The sequence below is a fragment of the Microbacterium sp. CBA3102 genome, from assembly GCF_007954505.1.
GTDB lineage: Bacteria > Actinomycetota > Actinomycetes > Actinomycetales > Microbacteriaceae > Microbacterium > Microbacterium aurugineum.
On sequence record NZ_CP042412.1, the window covers coordinates 1,410,629 to 1,437,115 of the forward strand.

At 68.8% G+C, this 26,487-nt stretch carries 23 protein-coding genes; 17 read left to right on the top strand and 6 right to left on the bottom strand.

Translation table 11 applies throughout. The features are described 5' to 3' along the window. The first annotated feature begins 156 nt into the window (after positions 1–156). Genes FGL91_RS06775 through FGL91_RS06795 form a run of 5 tightly spaced genes read left to right on the top strand, consistent with a single transcriptional unit; the run spans position 157 to position 6,345 of the window. Positions 157–1,434 carry an NRAMP family divalent metal transporter gene (locus FGL91_RS06775; protein ID WP_047522189.1) on the top strand — a complete coding sequence of 426 codons (1,278 nt, stop codon included), beginning with the start codon at positions 157–159 and terminating at the stop codon, positions 1,432–1,434. 4 nt (positions 1,435–1,438) lie between these two features. Next, positions 1,439–2,203, top strand: coding sequence for a LamB/YcsF family protein (locus tag FGL91_RS06780; RefSeq protein ID WP_153243430.1), 765 nt, complete (start codon positions 1,439–1,441; stop codon positions 2,201–2,203). Position 2,204: 1 nt separating this feature from the next. After that, entirely contained in the window at positions 2,205–3,005 is an 801-nt protein-coding gene (locus FGL91_RS06785) for a putative hydro-lyase (RefSeq protein WP_153243431.1), read from the top strand. Then, the gene (locus FGL91_RS06790) at positions 3,005–4,618 is read left to right on the top strand and encodes an urea amidolyase family protein (protein ID WP_153243432.1); all 1,614 of its coding nucleotides are present in this window, start codon (positions 3,005–3,007) and stop codon (positions 4,616–4,618) included. Before FGL91_RS06785 ends, FGL91_RS06790 begins: the two co-directional genes overlap by 1 nt. Next, complete coding sequence (locus tag FGL91_RS06795; RefSeq protein WP_153243433.1) at positions 4,615–6,345, top strand: acetyl/propionyl/methylcrotonyl-CoA carboxylase subunit alpha; 1,731 nt, start codon at positions 4,615–4,617, stop codon at positions 6,343–6,345. Before FGL91_RS06790 ends, FGL91_RS06795 begins: the two co-directional genes overlap by 4 nt. Positions 6,346–6,481: 136 nt before the next feature. Here FGL91_RS06795 and FGL91_RS06800 read toward each other — a convergent pair whose 3' ends face one another. Beyond that, positions 6,482–7,810: a uracil-xanthine permease family protein gene (locus FGL91_RS06800; protein ID WP_153243434.1), complete on the bottom strand. Its 1,329-nt coding sequence runs from the start codon at positions 7,808–7,810 to the stop codon at positions 6,482–6,484. 249 nt (positions 7,811–8,059) lie between these two features. Beyond that, positions 8,060–8,938: a phosphoribosylaminoimidazolesuccinocarboxamide synthase gene (locus tag FGL91_RS06805; RefSeq protein WP_153243435.1), complete on the bottom strand. Its 879-nt coding sequence runs from the start codon at positions 8,936–8,938 to the stop codon at positions 8,060–8,062. Positions 8,939–9,120: 182 nt separating this feature from the next. Here FGL91_RS06805 and FGL91_RS06810 point away from each other — a divergent pair, with 182 nt between their 5' ends. The 3 genes from FGL91_RS06810 to FGL91_RS06820 all read left to right on the top strand — a co-directional run bounded on the left by FGL91_RS06810 (position 9,121) and on the right by FGL91_RS06820 (position 11,967). Beyond that, positions 9,121–9,747 (top strand): PadR family transcriptional regulator, encoded by a 627-nt coding sequence (locus FGL91_RS06810; RefSeq protein WP_153243436.1) that lies wholly within the window; start codon positions 9,121–9,123, stop codon positions 9,745–9,747. After that, the gene (locus FGL91_RS06815; protein ID WP_227991947.1) at positions 9,744–11,291 is read left to right on the top strand and encodes a DHA2 family efflux MFS transporter permease subunit; all 1,548 of its coding nucleotides are present in this window, start codon (positions 9,744–9,746) and stop codon (positions 11,289–11,291) included. Before FGL91_RS06810 ends, FGL91_RS06815 begins: the two co-directional genes overlap by 4 nt. A 121-nt stretch (positions 11,292–11,412) precedes the next feature. Then, positions 11,413–11,967: a GNAT family N-acetyltransferase gene (locus FGL91_RS06820; RefSeq protein WP_153243437.1), complete on the top strand. Its 555-nt coding sequence runs from the start codon at positions 11,413–11,415 to the stop codon at positions 11,965–11,967. Positions 11,968–12,006: 39 nt separating this feature from the next. Here FGL91_RS06820 and purD read toward each other — a convergent pair whose 3' ends face one another. Continuing rightward, a complete protein-coding gene (gene purD, locus FGL91_RS06825) occupies positions 12,007–13,284 on the bottom strand; it encodes a phosphoribosylamine--glycine ligase (RefSeq protein ID WP_153243438.1) in 1,278 nt (425 codons plus the stop codon). Between the two features lie 219 nt (positions 13,285–13,503). Continuing rightward, positions 13,504–14,178: an NUDIX hydrolase gene (locus FGL91_RS06830; protein WP_131492072.1), complete on the bottom strand. Its 675-nt coding sequence runs from the start codon at positions 14,176–14,178 to the stop codon at positions 13,504–13,506. 49 nt (positions 14,179–14,227) lie between these two features. Between FGL91_RS06830 and FGL91_RS06835 the strand changes: the two genes are divergently transcribed. After that, positions 14,228–14,596 carry a sterol carrier family protein gene (locus FGL91_RS06835; protein WP_131492073.1) on the top strand — a complete coding sequence of 123 codons (369 nt, stop codon included), beginning with the start codon at positions 14,228–14,230 and terminating at the stop codon, positions 14,594–14,596. A 75-nt stretch (positions 14,597–14,671) separates the two neighbouring features. Here FGL91_RS06835 and FGL91_RS06840 read toward each other — a convergent pair whose 3' ends face one another. Further along, positions 14,672–15,490 (bottom strand): BtpA/SgcQ family protein, encoded by an 819-nt coding sequence (locus tag FGL91_RS06840; RefSeq protein ID WP_153243439.1) that lies wholly within the window; start codon positions 15,488–15,490, stop codon positions 14,672–14,674. A gap of 125 nt (positions 15,491–15,615) precedes the next feature. Here FGL91_RS06840 and FGL91_RS06845 point away from each other — a divergent pair, with 125 nt between their 5' ends. The 8 genes from FGL91_RS06845 (at position 15,616) to FGL91_RS06880 (ending at position 25,610) form a co-directional block, all read left to right on the top strand. Continuing rightward, on the top strand, positions 15,616–16,389 hold the full coding sequence (locus tag FGL91_RS06845; protein ID WP_153243440.1) for a DeoR/GlpR family DNA-binding transcription regulator: 774 nt from the start codon (positions 15,616–15,618) through the stop codon (positions 16,387–16,389). Positions 16,390–16,561: 172 nt separating this feature from the next. Continuing rightward, on the top strand, positions 16,562–17,596 hold the full coding sequence (locus tag FGL91_RS06850; protein WP_131492074.1) for an autoinducer 2 ABC transporter substrate-binding protein: 1,035 nt from the start codon (positions 16,562–16,564) through the stop codon (positions 17,594–17,596). A gap of 63 nt (positions 17,597–17,659) precedes the next feature. Next, a complete protein-coding gene (locus tag FGL91_RS06855) occupies positions 17,660–19,219 on the top strand; it encodes a sugar ABC transporter ATP-binding protein (protein ID WP_081996966.1) in 1,560 nt (519 codons plus the stop codon). Further along, positions 19,216–20,244, top strand: coding sequence for an ABC transporter permease (locus tag FGL91_RS06860; protein ID WP_227991948.1), 1,029 nt, complete (start codon positions 19,216–19,218; stop codon positions 20,242–20,244). Before FGL91_RS06855 ends, FGL91_RS06860 begins: the two co-directional genes overlap by 4 nt. 2 nt (positions 20,245–20,246) lie before the next feature. After that, positions 20,247–21,344 carry an ABC transporter permease gene (locus FGL91_RS06865; RefSeq protein WP_227991952.1) on the top strand — a complete coding sequence of 366 codons (1,098 nt, stop codon included), beginning with the start codon at positions 20,247–20,249 and terminating at the stop codon, positions 21,342–21,344. Positions 21,345–21,368: 24 nt separating this feature from the next. Further along, positions 21,369–22,856, top strand: a complete 1,488-nt coding sequence (locus FGL91_RS06870) for an FGGY-family carbohydrate kinase (protein ID WP_153243441.1) — start codon at positions 21,369–21,371, stop codon at positions 22,854–22,856. Then, on the top strand, positions 22,856–23,929 hold the full coding sequence (locus FGL91_RS06875; RefSeq protein WP_131492077.1) for an aminopeptidase: 1,074 nt from the start codon (positions 22,856–22,858) through the stop codon (positions 23,927–23,929). Before FGL91_RS06870 ends, FGL91_RS06875 begins: the two co-directional genes overlap by 1 nt. Before the next feature lies 1 nt (position 23,930). Continuing rightward, the gene (locus tag FGL91_RS06880; protein ID WP_153243442.1) at positions 23,931–25,610 is read left to right on the top strand and encodes a dihydroxyacetone kinase family protein; all 1,680 of its coding nucleotides are present in this window, start codon (positions 23,931–23,933) and stop codon (positions 25,608–25,610) included. Positions 25,611–25,696: 86 nt separating this feature from the next. Here FGL91_RS06880 and FGL91_RS06885 read toward each other — a convergent pair whose 3' ends face one another. Further along, entirely contained in the window at positions 25,697–26,473 is a 777-nt protein-coding gene (locus FGL91_RS06885; RefSeq protein WP_131492079.1) for an inositol monophosphatase family protein, read from the bottom strand. Between the last annotated feature and the right edge of the window lie 14 nt (positions 26,474–26,487).

Genomic DNA, 26,487 nt, shown 5'->3' on the forward strand with positions numbered 1-26,487 from the left:
CGCGGGGTTCCGATCGTTCGAGGATCCTCTCCGGAAATCACACGCGGGCAACGTCTTCGTAGCACAGCCGAAACAATATTGTTGAACAATCAGTGTCTATCCGTTCTACACTGGGGGTCACCCGACACCCACCAACGACGATGGGAATCCCCCTCCATGTCCGAGCAGTCCACCGCCTCCCTCTCCCCGGAAGACGAAGTCCGCCTGGCCGCCGTCAAGAAGCGCGCCGGCCGCAGTGCCGTCCTCGGTGCGATCTTCCTCATGGCCACCAGTGCCATCGGCCCCGGCTTCATCACCCAGACGGCGACGTTCACCGCGACGATGGGGGCGGCGTTCGCCTTCGCCATCCTCGTCTCGATCCTGGTCGACATCGCCGTGCAACTGAACGTGTGGCGCATGATCACCTCGTCGGGCAAGCGCGCCGGCGAACTCGCCAACAGCGCCATCCCCTTCTCCGGACACGTGATCGCCGTCCTCGTCGTGATCGGCGGACTCGCGTTCAACATCGGCAACATCGCCGGTGGCGGGCTCGGCATGAACGCGCTCCTCGGCATCGATCCGAAGCTCGGAGGCGCACTCACCGCAGCGCTGGCGATCATCATCTTCCTGATCAAGAAGGCGGGGCGGGTGATGGATGTCGTCCTGATCGTGCTCGGCCTCGGCATGATCGTGATGACCCTGATCGTGGCCTTCATCGCGCAGCCGCCGCTCGGCGAAGCGCTCTCCCAGACCTTCCTCCCGGACGAGCTGAACTTCGCCACCATCACCACGATCGTCGGTGGAACGGTCGGCGGCTACATCACCTACTCCGGTGCACACCGCTACCTCGACTCCGGGCATACCGGACCCGAGCGCGCCGGTCCGGTGATGCGCGCCGCCGCCAACGGCATCCTCGTCACGGGCATCATGCGCTACGTCCTGTTCCTCGCGATCCTCGGCGTCGTGGCCTCCGGTGTCACTCTCGACCTGTCGAGTCAGGCCGCGAACCCCGCGGGGCAGGCATTCGGCGCGGTGCTCGGCGACGCCGGACTGCGCATCTTCGGCGCGATCTTCTGGGCCGCCGCGATCAGCTCTGTCATCGGTGCGGCGTACACGTCGGCCACGTTCCTCTCCACCTTCACGAAGAAGCTCAGGGGCGGCTGGCCCTTGCAGCTCGCGACCGTCGCGTTCATCGTGGTGTCGCTGGCCGTGTACCTGTCGATCGGCACGGCACCCGCGGCGATCCTCGTCTTCGTGGGCGGTTTCAACGGTCTGATCCTGCCGATCGGCCTCACGGTGTTCATGTACATCGGCTGGTTCCGTCGCGATCTGCTCGGCTCGAAGAAGTACCCGATGTGGCTGCTGATCGCCGGTACGCTCGTGACGCTGCTGACCTGGTACATGGGGATCGTCTCGGTCGGCCCCATCTTCGCCTTCCTCGGAATCGGAGCGTGATCGCATGACCTCGATCGACCTGAACTCGGACCTCGGCGAGAACGTCGCCGACCGGATCGTTAGCGACGACGCGAGCATGCTCCGCCTCGTCACGAGTGCGAACGTGTCGTGCGGCTTCCACGCCGGCAGTCCGGAGGGCATCCGGCAGACGCTCGCGGCCGCGGTCCAGGGCGGGGTCGTGGTCGGCGCGCACCCCGGCTACCGTGACTACGAGAACTTCGGACGCACGAAGGTCGACATCGACTCGGCCACGCTCCAGGCGCACGTCGAGTATCAGCTCGGCGCGCTGATGGGGGTCGCCTCCGCGGTCGGCGGACGGGTCGCCTACGTCAAGCCGCACGGTGCGCTGTACAACACGATCGCGCGGGACGAGCGTCAGTCGAAGGACGTCGTGGCCGCGATCCGTGCGATCGACCCGAACCTGGTGCTGCTCGGCCTGTCCGGAGGCGTCGTGCTCGACGTCGCCGAGCGGGCAGGGCTCGCCGTTGCGGCGGAGGCGTTCGCCGACCGCGCCTATCAGCCGGACGGGCAGCTGGTGTCGCGCACCGAGGAGGGGGCCGTGCTGCACGACCCGGCCGCGGTCGCCGAGCGCATGGTGCGCCTGGCCGCCGACGGCGTGATCCGGGCGATCGACGGCACCGATGTGCCCGTGGCCGCGCAGTCGATCTGCGTGCACGGCGACAGCCCCGGCTCGGTGGCGATGGCCGCCGAGACGAAGCGGATGCTGCAGGACGCCGGCATCACGATCGCCCCGTTCACGGGCGCCTGACATGACCGTCCTCGCCACCGCCGATCAGCTCGCCGATGCGCGTGCGGCTCGCGCCGCCATCCGGGCGGGGCACGCCGAGCCGACCAGCGGCGTCGCGGTGGGGCTGACCCAGGCGAACCTCATCGCGGTGCCGGCCGACTGGGCCTTCGAGACGTTGCTCTTCGCGCAGCGGAACCCGAAGCCGTGCCCGGTGCTCGAGGTCATCGAACAGGGACAGGTGGAGTCCCGGCTCGCGCCCGGCAGCGACATCCGCACGGACATCGGCCGCTATCGCGTCTGGCGCGACGGAGAGCTGGCGGAGGAGGTCTCCGACGCGACCGAGGCCTGGGCGGAGCATCCGGACCTCGTGTCGTTCCTGATCGGATGCAGCTTCACGTTCGAATCCGGTCTCGTGCAGGCGGGGATCCCGATCCGCCACCAGGAGCTCGGCCGCAACGTGCCGATGTACCGGACAGCGGTGCCGTGCACGCCGGCGGGACGGCTGAGCGGCGAGATGGTCGTGTCGATGCGGCCGATCGCTGCGGATCGGGTGGCGGATGCCGTGCAGATCTCCGGCCGTACTCCGGCGGTGCACGGCGCTCCGGTGCACATCGGGGATCCGGCGTCGCTCGGGATCGACGATCTGGCACGCCCCGACTTCGGTGACGCCCCGGAGATCCGTGCCGGCGAGGTGCCGGTGTTCTGGGCCTGCGGGGTCACCCCGCAGGCCGCGATCATGGCCTCGAAGCCGCCGTTCGCGATCACGCATGCGCCGGGGTACATGTTCCTCACCGACGTTCCGGATGCGGAGTACCTCGTCTGATGCGCATCCTCACGGCATCCGATCATGCTCTGCTCGTCGAGGCGGCCGACCTCGACGAGGCGATGCGCCTGAACCTCGCGTGGGAGGGAGTGCCCGGGGTGGTCGAGCGCATTCCCGGTGCCCGGACCGTGCTCGTGCGCTTCGATCCGCTGGGGGTCTCCGCCGTCGAGCTGGCGACCGCGCTCGCGGCCGTGGAGATCGACACCGCGCAGCTCCCGGACGCGGGCGAGGTCGTCGTGCCGGTGCGGTACGACGGCGAAGACCTCGACGAAGCGGCGACCCTGCTCAGGGTCTCGACGGAGGAACTGGTGAACCGGCACCTCGCTGCCGATTGGCGGGTCGCGTTCTCGGGCTTCGCCCCCGGATTCGGCTACGTCGTCAGCAGCGATCCCTTGTTCGACGTGCCGCGCCGATCGTCACCGCGCACGCGCGTGCCCGCCGGATCCGTCGCACTCGCGGGCGCGTTCACCGGGGTGTATCCGCGCGAGAGCCCCGGAGGATGGCAGCTGATCGGCCGCACGGACGCCGTGATGTGGGACATCGACCGTGACCCTCCCGCACTCCTGGCCCCCGGCACCTCCGTGCGGTTCGAGCACGTGCGCGAAGTGGCTCGGCTGGACCTGGGTCGCTCGGACGAATCGGGCCGAAACGGAGACGACGCGGTGCGCCCTGGGCGTGTCGTGGAGCAACACGCCGAGACGGATGCGGATGCTCTGGGTTTCCGCACAGAGGCGGCGGTCGAAGTGGTCCGCCCGTCGCTGCAGCTGCTGGTGCAGGATGCCGGGCGTCCGGGTTTCGCGGCACTCGGGGTCTCAGCATCCGGGGCAGCCGACCGCCGGGCCCTGCACGATGCGAACCGCGCGGTGGGCAACGCGACCGCGGCCGCGGTGCTGGAGAGCGTCGGTGGTGCGGTGCTGCGGTTCCGGGGAGCCGGCGTCGCCGCGGTCACCGGAGCGATCGGTGCGCTCAGCCTGACCGACGTGGAGGGCGCTGTCCGTTCCGTGGCCCACGGTGTGCCCTTCGCCACGGTCGACGGCGACGAGCTGACCCTCGGCCATCCCGCGCGCGGACTGCGCTATGTCATCGCCGTCCGCGGTGGACTGGAGGTGGCTGCTGCACTGGGCAGCCGTGCCGCCGACACCCTGGCCGGACTCGGACCCGAGGCGCTGACCGCGGGCACGGTCGTCCCGGTGGGCGGCGTCGCCTCGCACCCGGTCGAGCCCGACGCCCTGCCCCGCGAGCTGCCGGCCGTGGGCGATCTCGTCGAGCTCGAGATCACACTCGGTCCCCGCGACGACTGGTTCACGGCCGGAGCGCTCGCGACCCTCACCGCTCAGGAGTGGACGGTGACGCCGCGCTCCGACCGGGTCGGCATCCGGCTTCATGGCGAGGTGCCCCTGGAACGCGCACGCGGCGGGGAGCTGCCGAGCGAGGGCGCCGTCACCGGTGCGATCCAGGTGCCGCCCGACGGACAGCCGGTGCTGTTCCTCCCCGACCACCCCCTCACCGGGGGATACCCGATCATCGGTGCACTCACGGACCGCAGCCTCGACCTCGCAGGTCAGCTGCCACCGGGCGTGCGCCTTCGCTTCATCGTCAAGGAGACCTCATGACCGCCGCGCCGACCACGCAGAGGGTCCTGATCGCCAATCGCGGAGAGATCGCCGTGCGCGTCATCCGTGCCTGTGCCGAAGCCGGCTACGCATCGATCGCGGTGTACGCCGACCAGGACGTCGACGCCCTGCACGTGCGCCTCGCCGACGAGGCCGTGGGTCTCGTCGGCACCACGGCCGCCGACACCTACCTCTCCATCGACGCGCTGCTCGCCGCCGCACGGCAGTCGGGGGCGACCGCCGTGCATCCGGGATACGGATTCCTGTCGGAGAGCGCCGCGTTCGCGCGAGCGGTGGAAGGGGCCGGGCTGGTCTGGATCGGTCCGACGCCCGCGAGCATCGACGCGCTCGGAGACAAGATGACCGCGCGTCGCATCGCTCAGCAGGTCGGTGCCCCTCTGGCGGCCGGAACCGATGAGCCGTTGGCCGGCGCGGAGGAGGCGGTGGCTTTCGCGGAGGAACACGGTCTCCCGATCGCGATCAAGGCGGCCTTCGGCGGCGGCGGGCGCGGACTCAAGGTCGTGCGCGAGCTGTCCGCGGTGGCGGAGGCGTTCGATGCGGCCACCCGCGAGGCCATCGCGGCGTTCGGTCGAGGCGAGTGCTTCGTGGAGCGGTTCCTGGAGAGCCCGCGTCATATCGAGGTCCAGGTGCTCGGCGACGGACGCGGCGGTGTCGTCATCGTCGGCGATCGTGACTGCTCGATGCAGCGTCGCAACCAGAAGCTCATCGAGGAAGCCCCCGCGCCCGGACTATCCGTCGCACAGCGGACCCGGTTCCACGACGCCGCACGCTCGATCTGCGCCGAGGTCTCCTACCGCGGGGCAGGCACGGTGGAGTTCCTGCTGGCCGCAGACGGCACCATCTCCTTCCTCGAGGTGAACACCCGGCTCCAGGTGGAGCATCCGGTCACCGAAGCGGTCGCCGGGGTCGATCTGGTGCGCGAGCAGTTCCGGATCGCGTTCGGGGGAGGTCCGTCCTTCACCGAGACGCCCGACCCCGTCGGCCACGCGTTCGAGTTCCGGATCAATGCCGAGGACCCCGGTCGCGGATTCCTGCCCAGCCCCGGTCGCGTCGAGCGGTTACGGATCCCCGGTGGTCCCGGCGTGCGGTGGGACAGCGGCATCGATGAGGGCGACGTCGTCCAGCCGGCTTTCGACTCGATGATCGCCAAGCTCATCGTGCACGCGGAGTCCCGCGACGCGGCCATCGTGCGGGCGCGCCGGGCACTGCGTGAGCTCGTGGTGGAGGGTCCGGCGACGGTCATCCCGTTCGACCTGCTCGCCCTCGACGATGCGGCGTTCGCCACCGAGACCTTCGCGGTGCACACGCAGTGGATCGAGAGTGCGCTGCTGCTGAAGCTGGAGATGCAGTCCCGACCATCCGCGCTGCCGGACGCCGTGCTGCAGCGCTTCCCGGTCGAGATCGACGGACGGCGGGTGATGCTCGGGCTCCCGGCGGCTCTGCTGGCGGGACTCGGTCCGTCGACGGGCGCTGCCGTGCCCACGCCCGCCGCCGATCCGACCGAACTGTGCTCCCCCGTGCCGGGCACGCTGGTGCGCTGGCTCGTCGAGGAGGGCGCGGAGGTCGCACAGGGCGATCCGGTCGCCGTCATCGACGCCATGAAGATGGAGACGACGGTCGAAGCCCATCGCGCCGGCACGCTTTCACACCGCGTTGCACTCTCCGCGACGGTCTCGGCCGACGGCGTGCTCGCGGTCATCGACTGAGTCGCGTTCGCAACTCCGCAGAAACGTAGCCGTTCCGGGCCGAACCGGCCGCATGACGCGGGATTCGGGCTACTTCTGCGGAGTTGTGAACCGCGACGGCGGGAGAGCCGGCGGGAGAGCCGGCGGGAGAAGCCGGTTACTCGGGGTCGCCGCCGAGCGGGCCGACGGCTGCGAGCGGACGGGGGTCGTCAGCACCGGTCTTGCGCAGGCGGGCGATCAGGTTCCCCAGGTGGTAGATCAGGATCGCCGCGACCGTGGCGATGACGATTCCGCCGAGTTCGAAGCCGGAGGCCTCGTCCTTGATCATGAACCCGCCGACGGCCATGATCAGGGCGACGGCGGCCGTGTACTGGTTGACGGGCCGGGAGAAGTCGACGCGGTTGTCGACCCAGATCTTGATGCCGATCACCCCGATGAGGCCGTACAGTGCGGTGGTCACGCCACCGAGCACTCCGGCGGGCACGGAGTTGATGACCTCACCGAACTTGGGCGAGAGGCTGAGCAGGATCGCGGCGGCTCCGGCCACCCAGTACGCAGCGGTGGAGTAGACGCGGGTGGAAGCCATCACACCGATGTTCTCCCCGTAGGTCGTGGTTCCCGATCCGCCGAAGAAGCCGGCCAGGGTGGTCGAGACACCATCGGCGATCAGGGCCTTGCCGGTCTGCTGGTTCACGCTCGCATCACCGGTCATGGTCGCGACGCCGCGCACGTGGCCGACGTTCTCCGCGATCAGCACCAGGACGACGGGGAGGAACATCGCCAACGCCGTCAGCGTGCCGGGCTCGGTGAAGTTCGGGAAGGTGAAGGTGGGCAGCCCGAGCCAGTCCGCCTTCTCGACGGCTGTGAAGTCCAGTTCCCCGCGGAAACCCGCGAAGATGTAGCCCGCGATCACGCCGAGGAAGATCGAGATGCGTCCGAGGAAACCACGGAAGACGACGGCGAAGAGGATCGTGATCGCGAGGGTGAAGGTCGCGGTCACGGGCGCTGCGGCGTAGTTGTTGTGCGCTGCGCCGGCGAGGTTGAACCCGATGAGGGCGACGATGGTCCCCGCGAGGACCGGCGGCAAGAAGCGATCGACCCACTTCACGCCGACCGTGTGCACCACGACGCCGATGATCGCCAGGAGTACGCCGACCGCCACGATGCCGGCCAGGGCGGTGCCCATGTTCGCGGAGGCGGTCGCGGCCGTGACCGGTGCGATGAAGGCGAAGGAAGAGCCGAGGTAGCTGGGCAGCTTGTTGCGGGTGATCAGCAGGAACAGGATCGTGCCGACACCGCTGAACAGCAGGGTGGTGGCGACCGGGAAGCCGGTGATGATCGGCACCAGGAACGTGGCCCCGAACATCGCGACGACGTGCTGGAGTCCGATCGCGATCGTCGCCGGCCAGTTCAGGCGCTCATCGGGACGGACGACGGCGTCGGGTTCGACCGTGCGGCCGTTTCCGTGCAGCTTCCACAGGGCCATGCGGGCTCCTCAGAGGTTCGGGGGATGGCAGGAGTGCTGGAGCAACACTATCGATTCCTGAGGGTTCCCTGAGTGCGGACGCCCCTCTCCGCCGGTCGGCGTGCAGGTTCAGATGCAGGTGTGCACGACGGATGCAGGAGCGGCTTGCGGCCGATCGTCATGCATCCGTCGGATCGTCATGCACCCGAACCGCACACCGGGCGTCGGAGTAGCACACGCGGGCGTGCGAGCAGCGCACAGCGGGAGGGGTCAGGCTCCGAGACGCTCGATCAGCTCGCGGTAGCGGTCGGCGGTGCGTGCGACCACATCGTCCGGAAGCAGCGGCGGCTCGCCCTGCTGGTCCCAGTTCGCCGCCAGCCAGTCGCGCACGATCTGCTTGTCGAAGCTCGCCATCCGTGCGCTCGGGGTGCTGCCGGTGCGCCAGGCCTCGGCGTCCCAGTACCGCGACGAATCGCTCGTGAGCACCTCGTCGGCCAGGCGCAGAGTGCCGTCGGCATCCGTCCCGAACTCGAACTTGGTGTCGGCGAGGATCAGGCCCTTCTCCTCGGCGATGGCGGCCGCAGCCGTGTAGATCGCGAGGGAGGTGTCGCGCAGTTCGGCCGCACGGTCGGCGCCGACCAGCTCGACGGCTCGGTCGAACGTGATGTTCTCGTCGTGCTCGCCCATCGGCGCCTTGTAGGCGGGGGTGAACAGGGGCTCCGGCAGCCGGTCGCCGTTCTGCAGGCCCGCGGGCAGCGGGATGCCGCACACGGTGCCGCTCTCCTGGTACTCGACCCAGCCCGACCCCGTGATGTAGCCGCGCACGACGCACTCGATCGGCAGCATCTCGAGCGACTGTGCGAGCATGGCGCGATCGGCGACGGCCTCGGGCAGCTCACCCGCGGCGATGTGGTTGGGGAAGTCGGAGAGCTGGGCGAACCACCAGCGGCTCAGACGCGTCAGCAGGGCGCCCTTGTCGGTGATGCCGGGAGAGAGCACGAAGTCGAAGGCGCTCACCCGGTCGGAGGCGACGACGAGGATGCGGGTGTCCGCCGGGTCTTCCGAGGCGTACAGATCGCGGACCTTGCCCGAGTAGATGTGCCGCCAGCCGGGGATGCTCTGTGCCGTGCCTTCTGAAGGAATGCTCACCCGCTCATTATCCCGGTTCCGTCGGGCGGGTCCCACCGAGACCCCCGTTCGTCGCCGAGACCCCGCCGTACCGCCGTAACTGCGACGGGGTCTCGGCGACAGGACGGGGTGTCGGCGACAGGACGGGGTCTCGCCGCGGTCGAAATGGGCGTATAGTCCACATGGACTATTTGAGGGGACCCATGAAGAAGGATGCCGTCGATCGCCTCACCCCGATGGGGGTGATGGTGCTCGCGCTGCTGCGCGAGGGTGACATGCACCCCTACGAGATGGTGCGTCTCATGCGGGCCCGCCACGACGACCGGCTCCTCACGATCACGAACGGGACGCTGTACCACACGGTCTCCCGGCTGCATCGTGCAGGGTTGATCGATGAACTCGGCATCGACCGCGAGGGCAACCGTCCGGAGCGCACGACCTACTCCCTGACGGATGCCGGACGCGAAGCGGTCGTCACGTGGGTGCAGCGCGAGCTGCCCCGCATCGACCGCCCCGCCGAGTTCCGGATCGCGCTCGCCGAGGCGCACAACCTCGAGCGTCCGGAGGTCATCGAGCTTCTGGGCGCGCATCGGGTCGCCCTGGTCGACGACCACATCCGACATCGCGACGGCTTGGCGAAGGCCAGGAATCACGCGGTTCCCGAACAGGTCCTCGTCGAGATCGAGCGTCAGGAAGCGCTGCTGGCGGCGGAGCTCCGCTGGCTCGACTCCCTGCTCGAACGCCTCGAGGCCGACGCCCTGCCGTGGGGTCCCACGGCATTCCAGAACTCAGACCGCTACCGCGCTCAGCGAAAGGCTGCACAGCAATGACCGATGCTCCTCGTGCCGGAGACCGCCCACCGGTGTCCGCGCCCTCGTCCTCCGGTCCGTCGACCGGCACCTACTCCCTCGGGCACAAGCCCACGAGTCCCTGGCCTGCGCTCTGGGCGCTCGTCATCGGCTTCTTCATGATCCTGGTCGACACCACGATCGTGTCGGTCGCGAACCCGGCCATCAAGGCGGCGCTCGACCCGAACACGAACAACCTCGACAACGTGGTGTGGGTCACGAGCGCCTACCTGCTCGCCTACGCCGTGCCGCTGCTGATCACCGGACGCCTCGGCGACCGCTTCGGCCCGAAGAACATCTACCTGATCGGTCTCGCGATCTTCACGCTCGCCTCGCTCTGGTGCGGACTCTCCACCACACTCGAGGGGCTCATCGTCGCCCGCGCGGTGCAGGGGCTCGGTGCGGCGTTCATGACCCCGCAGACGATGGCCGTGATCACCCGCACGTTCCCGCCTGAGCGCCGCGGTGCCGCGATGGGACTGTGGGGCGCGACCGCCGGTGTCGCCACCCTGGTCGGCCCGCTCGTCGGAGGCCTGCTGGTCGACGGCTTCGGCTGGGAGTGGATCTTCTTCGTGAACGTCCCGGTCGGCATCGTCGCGTTCGTGCTCGCCTGGCGCCTGGTCCCGAAGCTCGCGACGCACCCGCACCGCTTCGACATCGTGGGCGTGGTGCTGAGCGCCGTGGCGCTCTTCCTCCTCGTGTTCGGACTCCAGGAGGGCGAGAAGTACGACTGGGGCGTCATCTGGGGCCCCATCTCGGTGTGGAGCCTGATCATCGCCGGGCTGGTGGTCCTCGGTCTCTTCATCCTGCAGCAGGCCAAGACCCGGAGTGAGCCGCTGGTCCCGCTCGAGCTGTTCCGCGACCGCAACTTCTCGGGGGCGAATGTCGCGATCGCGGCGGTCGGCTTCACGGTGACGAGCATGTCGCTGCCGATGATGTTCTTCCTGCAGACGGCGCGCGGGCTCACGCCCACCGAAGCGGCGCTGCTCCTGATCCCGATGGCCGTGCTCTCGGGTGTGCTCGCTCCGGCCGCGGGCAAGCTGCTCGACCGGGTCGATCCGCGCATCATCCTCATCCCGGGGTTGCTCTGCGTGGCCGGCGCGCTGGTCTGGTACTCGGCCCTGATCAACATGGACACCCCGATCTGGATGTTCCTGCTGCCGTCCGCCCTGATGGGCATCGGCAATGCGGGCATGTGGGGCCCGCTCGCCACCACGGCGACGCGCAAGCTCCCTCCGCGCCAGGCCGGTGCGGGTGCGGGCATCTACAACACGACCAGGACGATCGGATCGGTCATCGGCTCGGCATCCATTGCGGCGTTCATGCAGTCGCGCCTGGAGGCGAATCTCCCGGGTCTCGCCGATGCGCCCTCCGGCATCTCGACGGGCGGGACGCTTCCGCCGCAGGTGGCCGACGGGTTCGCCGCCGGTATGGCGCAGTCGATCCTGCTGCCGGCGTGCGTCATGGGGATCGCCCTCATCGCCTCGCTGTTCCTCGGCCGCTACGACAAGACCACGGCTCCCTGAGTCCGGCCGCGGCTTTCGAATCGCGTGAATCGTCGCATCCGTGGCTCGGATCGGGCCGTTTGCGGGATTCGAAAGCCCGGAGCGAGTTGCACCGGCGACCACCGTCTGGTGTGCTGAGGCGATGACGATCGCGCTCTCCCGACCGACCACCGACCTGTTCGAGTCCTGGGCCGCCGCGGTGGCCGAGTTCGAGGGCGGACACGTCGACGGTGCCGGTATCGAGAAGGGGCTGGTGCCCGACCGTGCCGCGTGCGAGGCCTTCGTCGAGATGGCGGCGCTGTTCGCGACCCCCGGTGCCGCGCTGCCGGAGGGGCGGGTTCCGTGCGACTACTTCTGGATCACCGAGGGTGACGAGGTCGTCGGGTTCATCGCGTTCCGCCGCGAGCTCAACGAGTGGCTTCGTCGCTTCGGCGGCCACATCGGATACTCGGTGATCCCCTCCCGACGCCGGGAGGGGATCGTGCGCGAGGCGCTCCGCCTGATGCTGCGCCTGGCGAAGGCCGAGGGCTACGAGCGGGTCATGCTCACCTGCGATGACGACAACGTGGGGTCGATCCGGACGATCGAGGGTGCAGGTGGCGAGCTCGAAGACGTGATCGACGCCCCCGAGCCCGGGCTGCCCCGCGTACGGCGGTACTGGATCGACATCTCGGGGACCAGCCTCACCGCGAGCTAGCCTCACCGCGAGCGTCTGCGGTCCGGAGGCGGAGCAGGACTACTCCGCGACGCGGGCGGCGATGTCCGTGCGGTGGTGCGAGCCCTCGAGGGAGATGCGGGAGATCGCCTCGTACGCGCGGTCACGCGCCGTGCGGAAGTCGGAGGCGACGGCCACGACGTTCAGCACGCGGCCGCCCGTCGCGATGAGCGATCCTCCCGGTGCATCGGGGCTCGCGGTCGCCGCGTGCACGAGTCGCACACCCTCGACCGACGCAGCGTCCGCGAGGCCCTCGATCGGACGACCGGTCTGCGGCGCCTCGGGGTAGCCTTCGCTGGCGAGCACGACGGTGATCGCCACGTCGTCGCTGAACTCGGGCTCGGGCTGATCTTCGAGCGTGCCGGAGGCAGCGGCGAACAGCAGGTCCGACAACGGGGTCACCAGTCGGGGCAGCACGATCTGCGTCTCGGGGTCGCCGAAGCGGGCGTTGAACTCGATCACGCGCACACCGGCCGGGGTGAGGATCAGCCCCGCATAGAGCAGCCCGATGAACGGGGTGCCCTCGGCGTCGAGCTGCCGCACCACGGGGAGAGCCACGTCACGGGTGACCTCTTCGACGAAAGCCCGCTCGCTGCCGAACTGCTCGGCGAGCCACGGCAGCGGCGAATACGCGCCCATGCCACCGGTGTTGGGTCCGGCGTCACCGTCGAGTGCGCGCTTGAAGTCCTGAGCGGGGCTGAGTGCGCGCACCGTGTCGCCGTCGCTGAGGAAGAACAGCGAGACCTCGGGGCCGGAGAGGAACTCCTCGATGAGGACGGGCCCGGCGGGAAGGTACTGCTCGGCGTGTGCGAGGGCGTCGGCACGGTCGGACGTCACGATGACCCCCTTGCCCGCGGCGAGGCCATCGGCCTTGACCACGTACGGTGCGCCGAGCTCGTCGAACGCGGACTCGACCTCGGCCGTGGTGGATGCACGGACAGCACGACCGGTCGGCACGCCCGCCGCGTCCATGACCCGCTTGGCGAAGGACTTCGAACCCTCCAGCTGAGCGGCGGCCTTGCCCGGGCCGAACACCGGGATGCCACGTACCCGCAGCGCATCGGCGACACCGGCGACCAGCGGGGCCTCGGGGCCGACGACGACCAGGTCGATGGCGTGCTCATGCGCGAAGGCCGTCACCGCGGCGCCGTCGAGAGGATCGACCGTGACGGGGGTCGCATCCTGCGCGATGCCGGCATTGCCCGGAGCGACGAAGATCTCGTGCTCCGTCTGCTCTGCCCGCAGGGCGAGGATGATCGCGTGCTCACGGGCACCGGAACCGAGGACGAGAATCTTCACCCGTCCAGACTACCGAGGCTCACGGTCCGGGTTTCAGGTGGTCGGGTGTTCGGTGTTCGGTGTTCACAACTCAGGAGGAATCTCTCCGGCCGGCGAGCATCCGCGGCGTGTCCGCCGCTTTCGCCGCATCCTTCCTGAGTTGTGACCGAGGTCGACCGGGCTCCGAGGCCGACCGGACTCCGGGGGCGATCGGGCTCCGGGCTCCGAGAACGACCGGGCTCAGAGGTCGACGGTCCGTTCCACGGAGGCATCCCAGGGCACGGTCCAGCCGGCGGCGTCGAACAGGGCATCGAGCACCATCGCGGTGAAGCCCCACACGATCGTGCCGTCGACGTCGAAGGCGGGGCCGCGGAAGGTGTGGCCCATCCGTGTGAGGGTCGAGGTGAACCGGGTGGCCGGGTCGAGGAGCTGGGCGACAGGGACGCGGAACACCTCGACGGTCTCGGCGTGGTCGACGGCCACGACCCGCGACGGCGACTGCCACCAGGCCAGCACCGGGGTCACCAGGTGGTTGCTGGCGGCGAGCGGAATCACGGGGAGCGTGGCCAGGATCTCCACTCCGTCCGGATCGAGCCCGGTCTCCTCCTCGGCTTCGCGCAGGGCTGTGGCCACGGCATCGGCGTCATCCGGCTCGACACGGCCGCCCGGGAACGAGACCTGACCGGGGTGGGAGGAGAGGGTGGGTGCGCGGCGCTGCAGCAGCACGTCGAGATCGCGGGCGACGGCGGGTCCGGCCGTGGGGGCGGGGATGCGGTCGAGCACGCCGAACAGGATGAGCACGGCCGCGTCATGAGCGCTCTGCGGATCGGCGAGCTGCGGGATGCGCACGCCCCAGGAATGGTCGGCGACCGCCGCGAGCAGCTCGGCGCGGGCGCCCTGGGGATGCATGCTCATGCGTTCGAGCTTAGGACTCGTCGCGCGACGTCGGACGTAGTCTGGAGAGATGGCCAGGAAGATCGACATCACGGACGGACGCGTCGCGCTCGATGCCGTCCGTGCCGCCGATGCCTCGGGGGCGAAGCCGCAGCGCTCCGACCTCGCCACCGCCGTGCGCTACCTGCTGCAGCTGCTGGACGAGAAGGCGCCGGGTAACAGCGTCGAGGTGCGGGTGCCCCCGTTCGGTGCGGTGCAGGTCATCCAAGGACCCCGTCACACCCGGGGCACGCCGCCCAACGTCGTCGAGATGGATGCCGCGACCTGGATCGCCGTGTCCACCGGGACCGAGCGATGGGCGGAGGCCGCGGCCGCCGGGCGCATCCACGCCTCCGGGACCCGCGCCGATCTGAGCGACGTCCTCCCGTTGCGGCCCTAGCGCGGAGGCCCACACGCAGAACCGCCCCGGGGTTCACGCGGATCGGGGCGGTTCGCAGGTCGCAGTGGTCGCGGTTCAGGCGAGCTGTGACCGGAACGCCTTCGCGGCGACCATGAGCTCCTCGACCCTCGTGCGGTCGGCGCGGTTCTCGAACTTGCCGTCCTGCTTGAAGTACGTGCCGACGACAGCGCCATCGGCGACGGCGAGCTGATCGGCGACGTTGGAGGCCCGGACGCCGGTGTTGACGAAGACGGGGACATCTCCGGCGTTCTCCTTCACGATGGCCAGCGACTGCGTGTCTGTGGGCGCGCCCGCGGTGAGCCCGGAGACACAGAGAGCGTCGGGCTTGGTCGCGAACACCGTGGTGCGGGCGATCGAGCCCAGGTCGCGTTCGGCGAGGTAGGTGGCCGACTCCGGCACGATGTTGAAGAGCAGTTTCACGTTCCCCGCGCCGATGCGGTGGCGGTGGCGGGCGACTTCACCGACGTTCGTGTTCCACAGACCGAAGTCGCTGGCGTAGACACCCGTGAAGATCTCGCGGACGAAGGCGGCGTCGGTTGCGGTGGCGAGGTCGATGGAGGCCCGGCCGTCCCACAGCACGTTCACGCCGAAAGGGACGGAGAGATCGCGCTGGAGCTCGCCGAGGACGCGGGCCATCGTGATCGCGGTGATCGGCTCCGTCTTCGTCAGGTACGGAAGGCTGAACTCGTTCGAGATCATCACGGCGTCGACGCCGCCGCTCTGCAGGGCGTCGAGCTCGCCGCGGGCGCGCTCCACGATCGCGGCGACACCGCCGACGGTGTCGTAGCCGGGGTCGCCGGGGAGCGGAGCCAGGTGCAGCATCGCCACGATCGGCTTCTGTGTGCCGAACACCTCGGGGAGCCAGTTGGGCATGTCTTTCCTCGTTTCTTCGGAATGGATCACAGTTACTGTGAAAGATTCACGACGAGCAAAGCACAAGTTATTCATTCACACAAGCTTGTCGCCTAGGGTGGGATCTGCCACACGAGGAGGTAGGGATGGAAGCCCACGAGCGCCGCGCGCTGATCGAGCAGCGTGTTCTCTCTGACGGGGAGGCCGAGTTCAAGGCTCTCGCCCTGGAGTTCGACGTCTCCGAGATGACCATCCGTCGCGACCTGGAGCTCCTCGAAGAGCGCGGCAGCGTGCGTCGGGTGACCGGCGGTGTGATCGCCGCGCACGGAACGGCGGTGGAGCCCGGGTTCAATTCGCGAGCGTTGATGGGCGCGCGCGAGAAGATCAACATCGCTGCCGCTGCCGTCGCTCATCTCAACCATGGTGAGACCGTCGTGCTCGACAGCGGCAGCACCGCGCTTGCCGTGGCTCGGGCGATCGTCGGCAAGGGGCTCGGGCTCACGGTTATCACGCCGAGCATCCTCGTCGCGCTTGAGCTCCACGACGAGCCCAACACCACGATCCTCGTCACCGGTGGGCGGGTGCGGCCGGGCGAGCTCAGCCTGGTCGGTGCCGAGTCGATCGAGGCATTCAAGCGCTACAACTGCGACGTGTACGTCATGGGGGTCTCCGGGGTAGACGGCAAGCGCGGTCTCTCCGACTACTCCAATGAGGAGGGGGCGGTGAAGCGCGCGGCGATCGAAGCCTGCGATCGCGTCATCGTCGTCGCCGACGCGTCGAAGCTCGGCCGCGTGCATCTGACGAATGTCGCCGGCCCGGGTGAGGTCGATCTTCTGGTGACGGATGGTGCGGTGGATCACCCCGCGCTCGTCGGGTTGCGCGCGGCTGGCGTGCAGATCGAAGCCGTTCCCGCGCTCTAGCGAACCGCGCTCAGCGTCCGGCCCTCTTGCGCAACGGTTGAGCAACAGGTGTGAGATTTCGCATTGACAAGCGAAGGGATCACGTTTTACTGTTCCACAGCGATGAGATTTCTTCCCATTCCTCCCTGGGGGTGGTGGAAACTAACACTGGCTCAACACGAAGGAGTGGAACATGCGTAAGACGAAGTTGCTTGCAGGGATCGGATTCGGCGCGGTGGCCATGCTTGCCCTGGCAGGCTGCGGTCAGGTCGGCGGAACCACCGGTGGTGGCGAGGCCGGTGGAGGTGCCGAAGACGGCGCGATGGTCACCGTGGTCAAGATCTCGGGTGTCGGCTGGTTCGACCGCATGGAGGTCGGCGTCAAGGAGTTCGCCGAGGAGACAGGGATCGACGCGCGCCAGGAGGGGGCCGACGACGCGAGCCCCGAGAAGCAGATCCAGATCATCCAGGACCTGATCGCGCAGTCACCGGCCGCGATCACCGTCGTCCCCAACTCGCCCGAGGCGCTCGAGTCCGTGCTCAAGCAGGCACGGGACCAGGGGATCGTCGTCGTCGCCCACGAAGCAGCCGGTATCGAGAACGCCGACATCGATATCGAGGCGTTCGACAACCGGGCCTACGGGGCGAAGATCATGGACAACCTCGCCGAGTGCATGGGCGACTCCGGGCAGTACGTCTCCTTCGTCGGCGGGCTCACGGCCAAGACCCACATGGACTGGGTCGGCGGCGCGTACGACCAGCAGCAGGCCGAGTACCCCGAGCTGACCCGTGTCGAAGAGCCTGTGGAGAGCAAGGAAGACGAGAGCGTCGCCTACCAGCGCGCAAAGGAGCTGCTCGCGAAGTACCCCGACATCAAGGGCTTCCAGGGCTCGGCCGGTACCGACGTCGCCGGCATCGCTCGCGCGGTGCAGGAAGCGGGCCTGGAGGACCAAGTCTGTGTGATGGGCACGAGCATCCCGTCGGTGGCGAAGAAGTACATCGTCGACGGCTCGATCGACAAGATCTTCTTCTGGGATCCCGCCATGGCGGGCAAGGCCCAGCTCAAGATCGCGCAGCTGCTCGTCGACGGCGAGGAGATCGCAGACGGCACCGACCTCGGTATCGAGGGGTACAACTCCCTGAAGAAGCTCGACGGCTTCGACAACGTGTACGTGGGCGACGCCGCGGTCATCGTCGACAAGGACAACGTCGACGACTACGACTTCTGATCCCGACGTCCATCACGACTCAGGGCGGGGTCGCCAGCGCGCGGCCCCGCCCGGAGGAAGAACATGAACGCAGAACAGGCGCAGCCGACGCCCGGAACGGGGCCCGCTTCTCCTCAGGTCGACTCCGTTCGCGGGACCAGGCCCGTTCTCGAGGTCAGGGGGGTGCGGAAGGTCTTCGGCGGGGTCGTCGCCCTCGACGACGTCGCCATCACCCTCCACCCCGGACGGGTGCACTGCCTGGCGGGCGAGAACGGGTGCGGCAAGTCCACGCTGATCAAGATCATCAGCGGCGTCGAGAAGCCGGAGGCGGGCGAGATCCTGCTGGATGGCGAACCGCTCGCACACCTCTCGCCGACGCAGGCCCTCCGTGCGGGCATCCAGGTCATCTACCAGGACTTCTCGCTCTTCCCCAACTTGACCGTGGCCGAGAACATCGTGCTCCCGGCCGCGATCGCCGCGCGACGCAAGCTCTACAGCGCGAAGAAGCGCCGGCCCGAGGCGCAGCGCATCGTCGAGGAACTGGGGCTGAGTCTCGACCTCGATTCCGACGTCGAACGACTCTCCGTCGCCGACCGTCAGCTCACCGCGATCTGCCGCGCGCTCGTGCAGGACGCCAGAGTCATCTTCATGGACGAGCCCACGACGGCGCTCACGCACTCCGAGGTCGAGCGGTTGTTCGCCCTCGTGCGGAGGTTGCAGCAGCGCGGTGTCGCCCTGGTGTTCGTCAGCCACAAGCTCGACGAAGTCCTGCAGGTGTCTCAGGACATCACGGTGCTGCGCTCCGGGCGCCTGGTCGCGAGCGGCCCGGCCGACGAGTTCGACGTCGCCTCCCTCACTCACGCCATGACAGGTCGTGAGGTCGACGACTCCCGGGTCGTCGTCGAGGTCGATGACGACGTCGAACCGTTGCTGCGCGTCGAGCACCTCGATCTTCCGGGCGCCTTCACGGATGTCTCGTTCGACCTGCAGCCGGGCGAGATACTCGGTCTCACCGGGCTTCTCGGATCAGGTCGCGGCGAGATCGCCGACGCATTGTTCGGGCTGTTGACCCCCCGATCCGGCACCGTCACCGTCGGCGGGCGCACCGTGCGGCCGGGGAGCATCCGGGCTTCCGTCGACGCTGGCATCGGTTACGTGCCCGAGGACCGGCTCACACAGGGCCTGTTCCTCGACAAGTCGATCTCCGACAACATCATCGCGGGCTCCCTGAGCGAGCACGCGGTCGGCAAGGTGCTTCTCAGCCGCAAGCGCACCGCTGAAACCATCTCGCGTCTCTTCTCCCGCCTGCGTATCAAGGCCTCCAGCGTTGAAGCGCCCGTGCGGTCGCTGTCCGGCGGCAACGCGCAGCGCGTCGTGCTGGCCAAGTGGCTCGCGACCAAACCGCGAGTGCTGATCCTGAACGGACCGACGGTCGGCGTCGACGTGGGTTCAAAGGAGGAGATCCTGCAGATCCTCCGCGAGGCCGCGCGTGACGGGATGGGTGTGCTCATGATCTCCGACGATGTTCCCGAACTCGTCTCCCTCTGCAACCGCGTACTCGTGGTCCGCCGCGGCGAGATCGTGTCGCGGCTGGCGGGCGACGAGATCGCCGCGCCCCGAATCCAGGAGGTGATGGCCGCGTGAGCGCCACCGACACCCGCATCCGCCTTCCCCGCATCGGGCGCATGTCGAACGAGCTGGTGCTGGCGAGCATCATCGTGGTCCTGGTGATCGTGATGTGCGCCGTGAACCCCGCCTTCCTCAGTGTGCACACGCTCTTCTCGATCCTGCGCTCTGCTCTGGTGCCGATGGTCTTCGCGCTTGCGGTGCTCCTCGTGATCATCTCCGGCGGTATCGACGTCTCGTTCGCAGCCATCGGCATCTTCGCGGCCTACACGACCGTGTCTCTCGCGCAGGGCGAGCGGCTCGACTTCGGGCTGATCGGCATCCTCGCCTTCGCAATTGTGATCGGCGGAGCTCTCGGCTTCGTCAACGGCATCGTGATCGCGAGGTTCCGGCTGCCGACCCTGATCGTCACGCTCGCGACGCAGGGCATCTTCAAGGGTGTGCTGCTCGCCTACATCGGCTCACGATACATAGCTGAGCTGCCGAACGGCATCTCCTGGCTGTCGACCGCGAACCTCATCTCGATCGAGTCGACTCGCGCCTACCTGCCGATGCTCATCGTGCCGGTCGTGCTGCTGGTGATCGGTGCCGCATTCCTGTTGCGGCGCACGATGTTCGGCCGCGGCATCTACGCGATGGGCGGCGACCTGGAAGGGGCTCGCCGGGCGGGCTTCCCCGTGGTGCGCCTGCAGATCCTGCTCTACGTGCTCGTCGGGGCGGTCGCCGCGATCGGCGGACTCATCCACGTCGTGCTCGGGCGCAGCGCCAACCCGCAGGACCTCGTCGGCACGGAGCTCGACGTGATCGCGGCCGTCGTGCTCGGCGGCGCCTCGATCTTCGGTGGACGCGGCACCGTCACCGGCACTGTGCTCGGCGTGCTGCTGGTGCAGATCATCAACAACAGTCTCATCCTGATGGGCGTGCCGACGGCGTGGCAGCGTGCCGCCGTCGGCTTCCTCCTGGTGATCGGCGTCGGGATCCAGGCCGTCATGGCCCGCCGCGCTTCCCGCCGGACGTTCGTCCTCGACACGGTGAAGGAGTGACCATGCCACAGTCGACCCCTCCCGGGCAGCTCGCCCGGATGAACGGCCAGGTCGATCGCTCGGTGCGTTCGCTGCTCGGTCGCATCCACGTGGATCGTGGCATCGGTCGGATGCTGGTGCTCTTCGTGCTTGCGTTCGGACTCTTCGCGATCCTCAACCCGAGGGTCTTCCTCAATCCGATCAATCTTCAGAACATGATGGTCGCCTCACCCGAGGTCGGAATCCTCGCGATCGCGATGGCCCTTGCGATGCTCACCGGCGGGATCGACCTGTCGCTGGTCGCCATCGCGAACCTGTCGGCTATCACGGTCAGCACCATGTTCACGGCCATCGCGAGCAATGATCCGGCGACCGCGGAGTCGTTGGGTGGGTTCATCGCTCTCATCGGCGTCCTGGTCGGCGCTCTCGCGGGTGCGGTCAACGGCTTCCTGATCGCGACGGTCGGCATCACGCCGATCCTCGCGACCCTCGCCACGATGCAGATCTTCAACGGGATCGCGATCGTGTGGACAGGCGGGAAGACGCTCTACGGTGCCCCGGCCGTGCTCTCATCGGTCGGGCAAGCGACTGTCGGCGGCATCCCGATCCTGTTCCTCGAGTTCCTCGTGGTGGCGGTGCTGATCGGGGTGCTGATCTCCCGCACACCGTTCGGGCGACGCACTCAGCTGCAGGGGGCGAACCCCACGGCGGCGATGTACTCCGGCATCCGCAGCACGAGCGTGCTCTACGGCACGTATGTGACGACGGGGCTGCTCGGCGGCATCGCCGGGTTGGTGTTCCTGTCCCGCAACCCGACCGCGAGCGCCGACTACGGCACCTCCTATGTGCTGCTCGTGATCGTGATCGCGGTGCTCGGCGGGACGAACCCGACCGGCGGATTCGCCACCATCACGGGCGTGGTCCTCGCGACGCTTGTGCTGCAGGTCGTGCAGTCCGGCTTCACGGCCATCCGACTCTCGGCATATGAGTATGCGATCGCGCAAGGGGTGATCCTGATCGCGGTGATGGTGTTCGATCAGGTGAGGGTCCGGCGAAGGCCGCGTCGCGCGCCGAGCAGTCAAACCGAGACGATCGCGCTCGCCGAGATTCCCCGGGCCTGACTCCCGCATCCGAAAGGCACTCTGATGGACCTGTTCCTCGGCATCGATGTCGGAACGTACGAGACCAAGGGCGTGCTGGTCGATGCCACCGGGCGGGTGCACGCCGAGGCACGCACAAGGCACGGCATCAGCACGCCCGCACCTGGAATGGTCGAGCAGGACGCGGATGCGGTGTGGTGGCACGACCTCGTCGAGGTCGCCACGACGCTGCGGAGGGCAGTACCGGATGCCGTGATCGCCGCGGTGGCGTGCAGCGCGATCGGCCCATGTGTGCTCCCCGTGGACTCCGAGCTGCGTGCGCTCCGCCCCGCCATCCTCTACGGGATCGACACCAGGGCGACCGAGGAGATCGGCATCCTCGAGACGCGACTCGGACGGGACGAGATCTATCGCCGGGCGGGCAATGCGTTGACCAGCCAGTCCGCGGGGCCGAAGATGCTCTGGGTCGAGCGCAACGAGCCCGAAGTCGCCGGGCGCACCCGGTGGTACCTCACGAGTCAGAGTTACCTCGTCGCGCGTCTGACCGGTGAGGTCGTGATCGACCATGCGACGGCCGGCTACTTCCATCCCTGCTACGACCTGGCCCGGCTGGACTGGGACCTCGGCGGGATCGACGAACTCATCCGCCGGGAGACCCTGCCCCGTCTCGGATGGTCGACCGACGTCGCCGGCACGGTCACCGCCGCGGCTGCTGCAGTGACCGGCATCCCCGAGGGCACACCGGTGCTCGTCGGCACGACGGACGCCGTCGCCGAAGCGGTCGGGGCCTCGGTCGTCGCGGCCGACGATCTGATGCTCATGTATGGGTCGAGTGGCTACTTCATACGCGTGACCGACCAGCCGCACGCGGATCCGCGTCTGTGGGCCGCACCCTTCGCACTGCCGGGTCGCTTCGTCCTCGCCGCGGGCACATCGACGGCCGGCACCGCGACACGATGGGTCGCCGACCTGCTCGGACTCGACCACGGAGATGGCGACGCCGCGATGTTCGGGCGCCTGATGGAACTCGTCCGCTCCGCGCCGCCGGGCGCGAACGGAGTGCTGCACCTGCCGCACTTCAGCGGCGAGCGCACACCGCTGCACGACCCCGCTGCCCGTGCCGCGTTCAGCGGTCTCACGCTCTCGACCGGTCGGGCCGAGATCGCCCGTGCTGTCGTCGAAGGAGTCGGACAGTCGATCGCGCTCGCCGTGTCTGCACTGCTCGAAGGCGGCGATGTCGAGCCACGCGTGGTCGCGATCGGCGGCGGAACACACAACGAGGTGCTGATGCAGACGGTCAGCGACCTCACGGGCCTGCGCCAACGGACGGCGGCGACGTTGGGAGCCGCCTACGGGGACGCGATGCTCGCGGCGATCGGCCTCGACGTCGTCACGGAGGAGCAGGCGGCGGATTGGGTCGCCTTCGCCGAGGAGGTCGCGCCCCAAGAGAGCCTCGCCTCCCGGTTGCAGACTGCGTACGAGAGTTTTCCGCACACGTACCGCGCCCTGCGCGCGCTGGGAGAGGTGGACTGATGAGCAGGTGGCAAGAACTGGCGGAGCACCTGGCCGCGGTGAACGAGGTCGGCGAGGGGACGAAGGTCTCGGTGTTCGCCACGACGTCGTCGGTGCTCGACGCGGTGGATGCCTTCGTGGAGGAGGTGTATCGCCGCGGCGGGATGCCGCAGGTGCTGCTCGTCGAGGAGAAATACGACCGGTTCGCGCTCGAACACGCGAGTGCGTCGCTGCTGCGCGAGGCCGCACCGCTCGAACTGGCTTCGATGCAGTGGGCCGACGTGCACGTGTCCTTCCGGGGCATGGAACCGCCCGCCGACGAGATCGACGGCACCAGGCTCAGCCTGCAGCGCGAGGGCAAGGGGGTCGTCTCGACCGCGCGTTGGCAGGGCACCCGGTGGACGCTCGTTCGTATCCCCACTCCTGAGTGGGCGGCGCTCATCGGTGTGCCGCGCGCGCAGCTGGAGGAGGAGTTCTTCGCCGGTACCCTCGCGGACTGGACCGTCCATCGAGCCCACCTCGATCGTCTTTGCGCCGAGTTGAACAACGCGTCGCTCGTGCACATCCTCGACGAGGACACCGACCTGCGGCTGAACTGCAGGGGGCGGACCTGGGTGCCGTTCGCAGGCGAGGCGAACCTTCCGGACGGCGAGGTCGCGACCGCTCCGGTGGAAGACGGCGTCGACGGGCACATCACCTTTCCCGGCTCGTTCTGGTTCGGCGGGGCGACGATCACCGACCTCCGGCTCGAGTTCGTCGAGGGGCAGGTGGAGAGGGTATCGGCGGCACGGGGTCTCGACCTCGTGGAGCGCATCCTCGACGCCGACGGCGCTCGCCGCGTGGGCGAGCTCGGCATCGGTACGAACCCGCACGTGCGGACGATGACCGGCGATCTGCTGATCGACGAGAAGATCCTCGGTACCGTTCACATCGCGCTCGGCCGCTCCTATCCGCAGTGCGGCGGTAGGAACGAGTCAGCCATTCACTGGGACATCGTGAAGGACCTCCGCTCGTCGGGGCGGCTGGAAGCGGATGGGCGGGTGCTCATCGACCACACGACATACGATCCGATCCTCACCGGACAGGAGTTCTGACATGCGCAAGATCCTCAACGACCCTCAGGCGTTCGTCGACGAGACGCTGGAGGGCATCCTCCTCGCCCACCCCGATGAGCTGCGGGCCGTCACCGCAGATCGGCGGGCGTTGGCGCGTACGGATGCGCCGGCGCCGGGGCGGGTCGGCATCGTCACCGGTGGCGGGTCAGGACACCTGCCGTTCTTCCTCGGCTACGTCGGGCGCGGGCTGTGCTCGGCGGTCGCCGTGGGGAACGTCTTTTCCTCGCCGAGCTCCTCCCAGATCCACGCGGCTTCGGTGGCCGTGCACTCCGACGCCGGGCTCCTTTACCTGTATGGCAACTACGGTGGCGATGTGCTGAACTTCGACACCGCGGCCGAGCGCTGCCGCGCTGAGGGCATCGAGGTGCGCACGGTGCTCGGGGCGGACGACATCCAGTCCGCGCCGCGTGAACGCGCGGAGTCTCGCCGCGGTGTCGCCGGACTCGTGCTCGTCTACAAGGTCGCCGGGGCGATGGCCGACCGCGGTGCGTCCCTCGACGAGGTCGAGCGCGTCACTCGTAAGGCGTCGGATGCGACCCGGACGATGGGCGTCGGCCTGTCGCCGACCGTGCTTCCTGCAGCGGGTGAGGAGACGTTCACGCTCGACGAGGGGGAGATGGAGATCGGCGTCGGTATTCACGGAGAGCGCGGCAGCCATCGCGGCCCTCTTGAGCCGGCGGATGCGATCACCGACCGGTTCCTCACCGAGATCGGCACCGAACTCGACCTCACCGAGGGGCGGCGCGTGGCCGTGCTCGTGAACGGCCTTGGCTCGACGCCGCTCGAGGAGCTGTACGTGATGTACCGCCGAGTGCACCGCACGCTGACGGATGCCGGGGTGGCCATCGGCTACCGACTGGTCGGCGAGTACGTCACGAGTCTGGAGATGGCCGGAGCCTCGCTGTCGATCATGCAGCTCGATGACGAGCTGGAAGAGCTGCTGCAGGACCCTGCCGGGTCACCGTTCTTCCGACAGGGGGCAGCGCCGGTGGGGGACGTCCTCACGACCGCGACCGCCGTCGGCGAAGAAGCGGCCACTGTCGATGTGACCCTGGCCGGATCCCGCAGCGCTCTTCGCGATCTGCTGCTCGCTGTACTGCCGCAGATGGAGCGGCACCGCGAAGAGCTCCGCGCCCTGGATGCCGCTCTCGGCGACGGAGACCTCGGCGTCACGGTCGCCGTCGGTGGTGCCGCAGTGGCGGATGCCTTGCGCAGCCTCCCGGATGATCTCGACGCACGCAGCATCCTGCGCGTGGCGGGTGATGCCTTCGCCACAGCGAACCCCTCGACGTTCGCTGCTCTGATCGGAAGCGGCCTGATCGCGGCGGGGGAGCACGTCCCGCCGGGGGCTCACCTCGACCGTGCGGGTCTCGTCGATGTCGTGCAGACGGCAGCGACGAGGATCGGCGCGCAGGGCGGTGCTGCGCGCGGCGACAAGACCGTGATCGATGTGCTCCTCCCCATCGCCGAGGCGCTCGATGCCGGAGCGGGGGCCGCCGAAGTATCGGCGGCGGCACTCGCCGCGGTCGCCGAGAGCGCGGGCTGGCAGTCGCGACGTGGTCGCGCGGGGTGGCAGCAGGAGCGCTCAGTGGGTCATGCGGATCCCGGCTCTGTCGCGGTCGCGCGCTTCGTCGAGGAAGTCGTGCGCGCCACCAGCTGAGGGCCGGAAGGAGAACTCCGCGGAGCCGTGCAGCACCGAGGTCGTCGAGGTCCGTTTCCTGCAGTCCCGCGGGCTTTCGGCGCCGCCTATTCGACCGGTAGGTGCGGTGGGTGCGCGAGGATTCCGCCCCGCATGGTGGCCGGACGCTTCACGGTGACCCCTGCTTCTTCGGCGATCAGAGCTCCCGCTGCCCAGTCGAACTCGTACAGGTCGGTCTCGATGAAGGCGTCGACACTGCCTTCCGCGACCAGACACAGTCCGAGTGCGGCAGAGCCGACACTGCGCAGATCCGTGAACGCCGCCATGCGCGCCGGGAGCTCGGCGAGCTGCCGTATCCGCTGCTCGGGGTCGTAGGAGAATCCGACGGCGAGAAGCACCGGTGTCGCGCCGGCGGCTGGTCCGTGGAGCCGCCGACGGGTGTCGCCCGATGTCCGGTATGCCCCCAGCCCCACCCCCGCGGAGTAGATGAGGTCGAGCTCCGGAGCATGCACCACACCGGCGAGCCAGGCGCCGGAGCGCACATCCTGTACGGCGACGGAGGACCCGTAGTGCGGCAGCCCGCGCACGAAGTTCGAGGTGCCGTCGAGGGGATCGATCGACCAGCGGAGCGCGGAGCCGGAGCCGGTGGTCGCGTACTCCTCTCCGGACACCTCGTCGTCGGGGCGGTGCGCGGCGAGGGCAGCGCGGATCGCGCGTTCGGCACGCAGGTCGATCTCGGTGACCACGTCGCCCGAGGCCCCCTTCGTGCGGAGTCCGAGGTGATCGGACGACGCATCGCGTTCACGGGCGGCCTCGGCGAGCACATCGGCTCCAGCTGCGGCGGCCGCGAGGGCGACGTCGAGCAGGTCGGATGCAGACGGCATGGCGATATTGATCC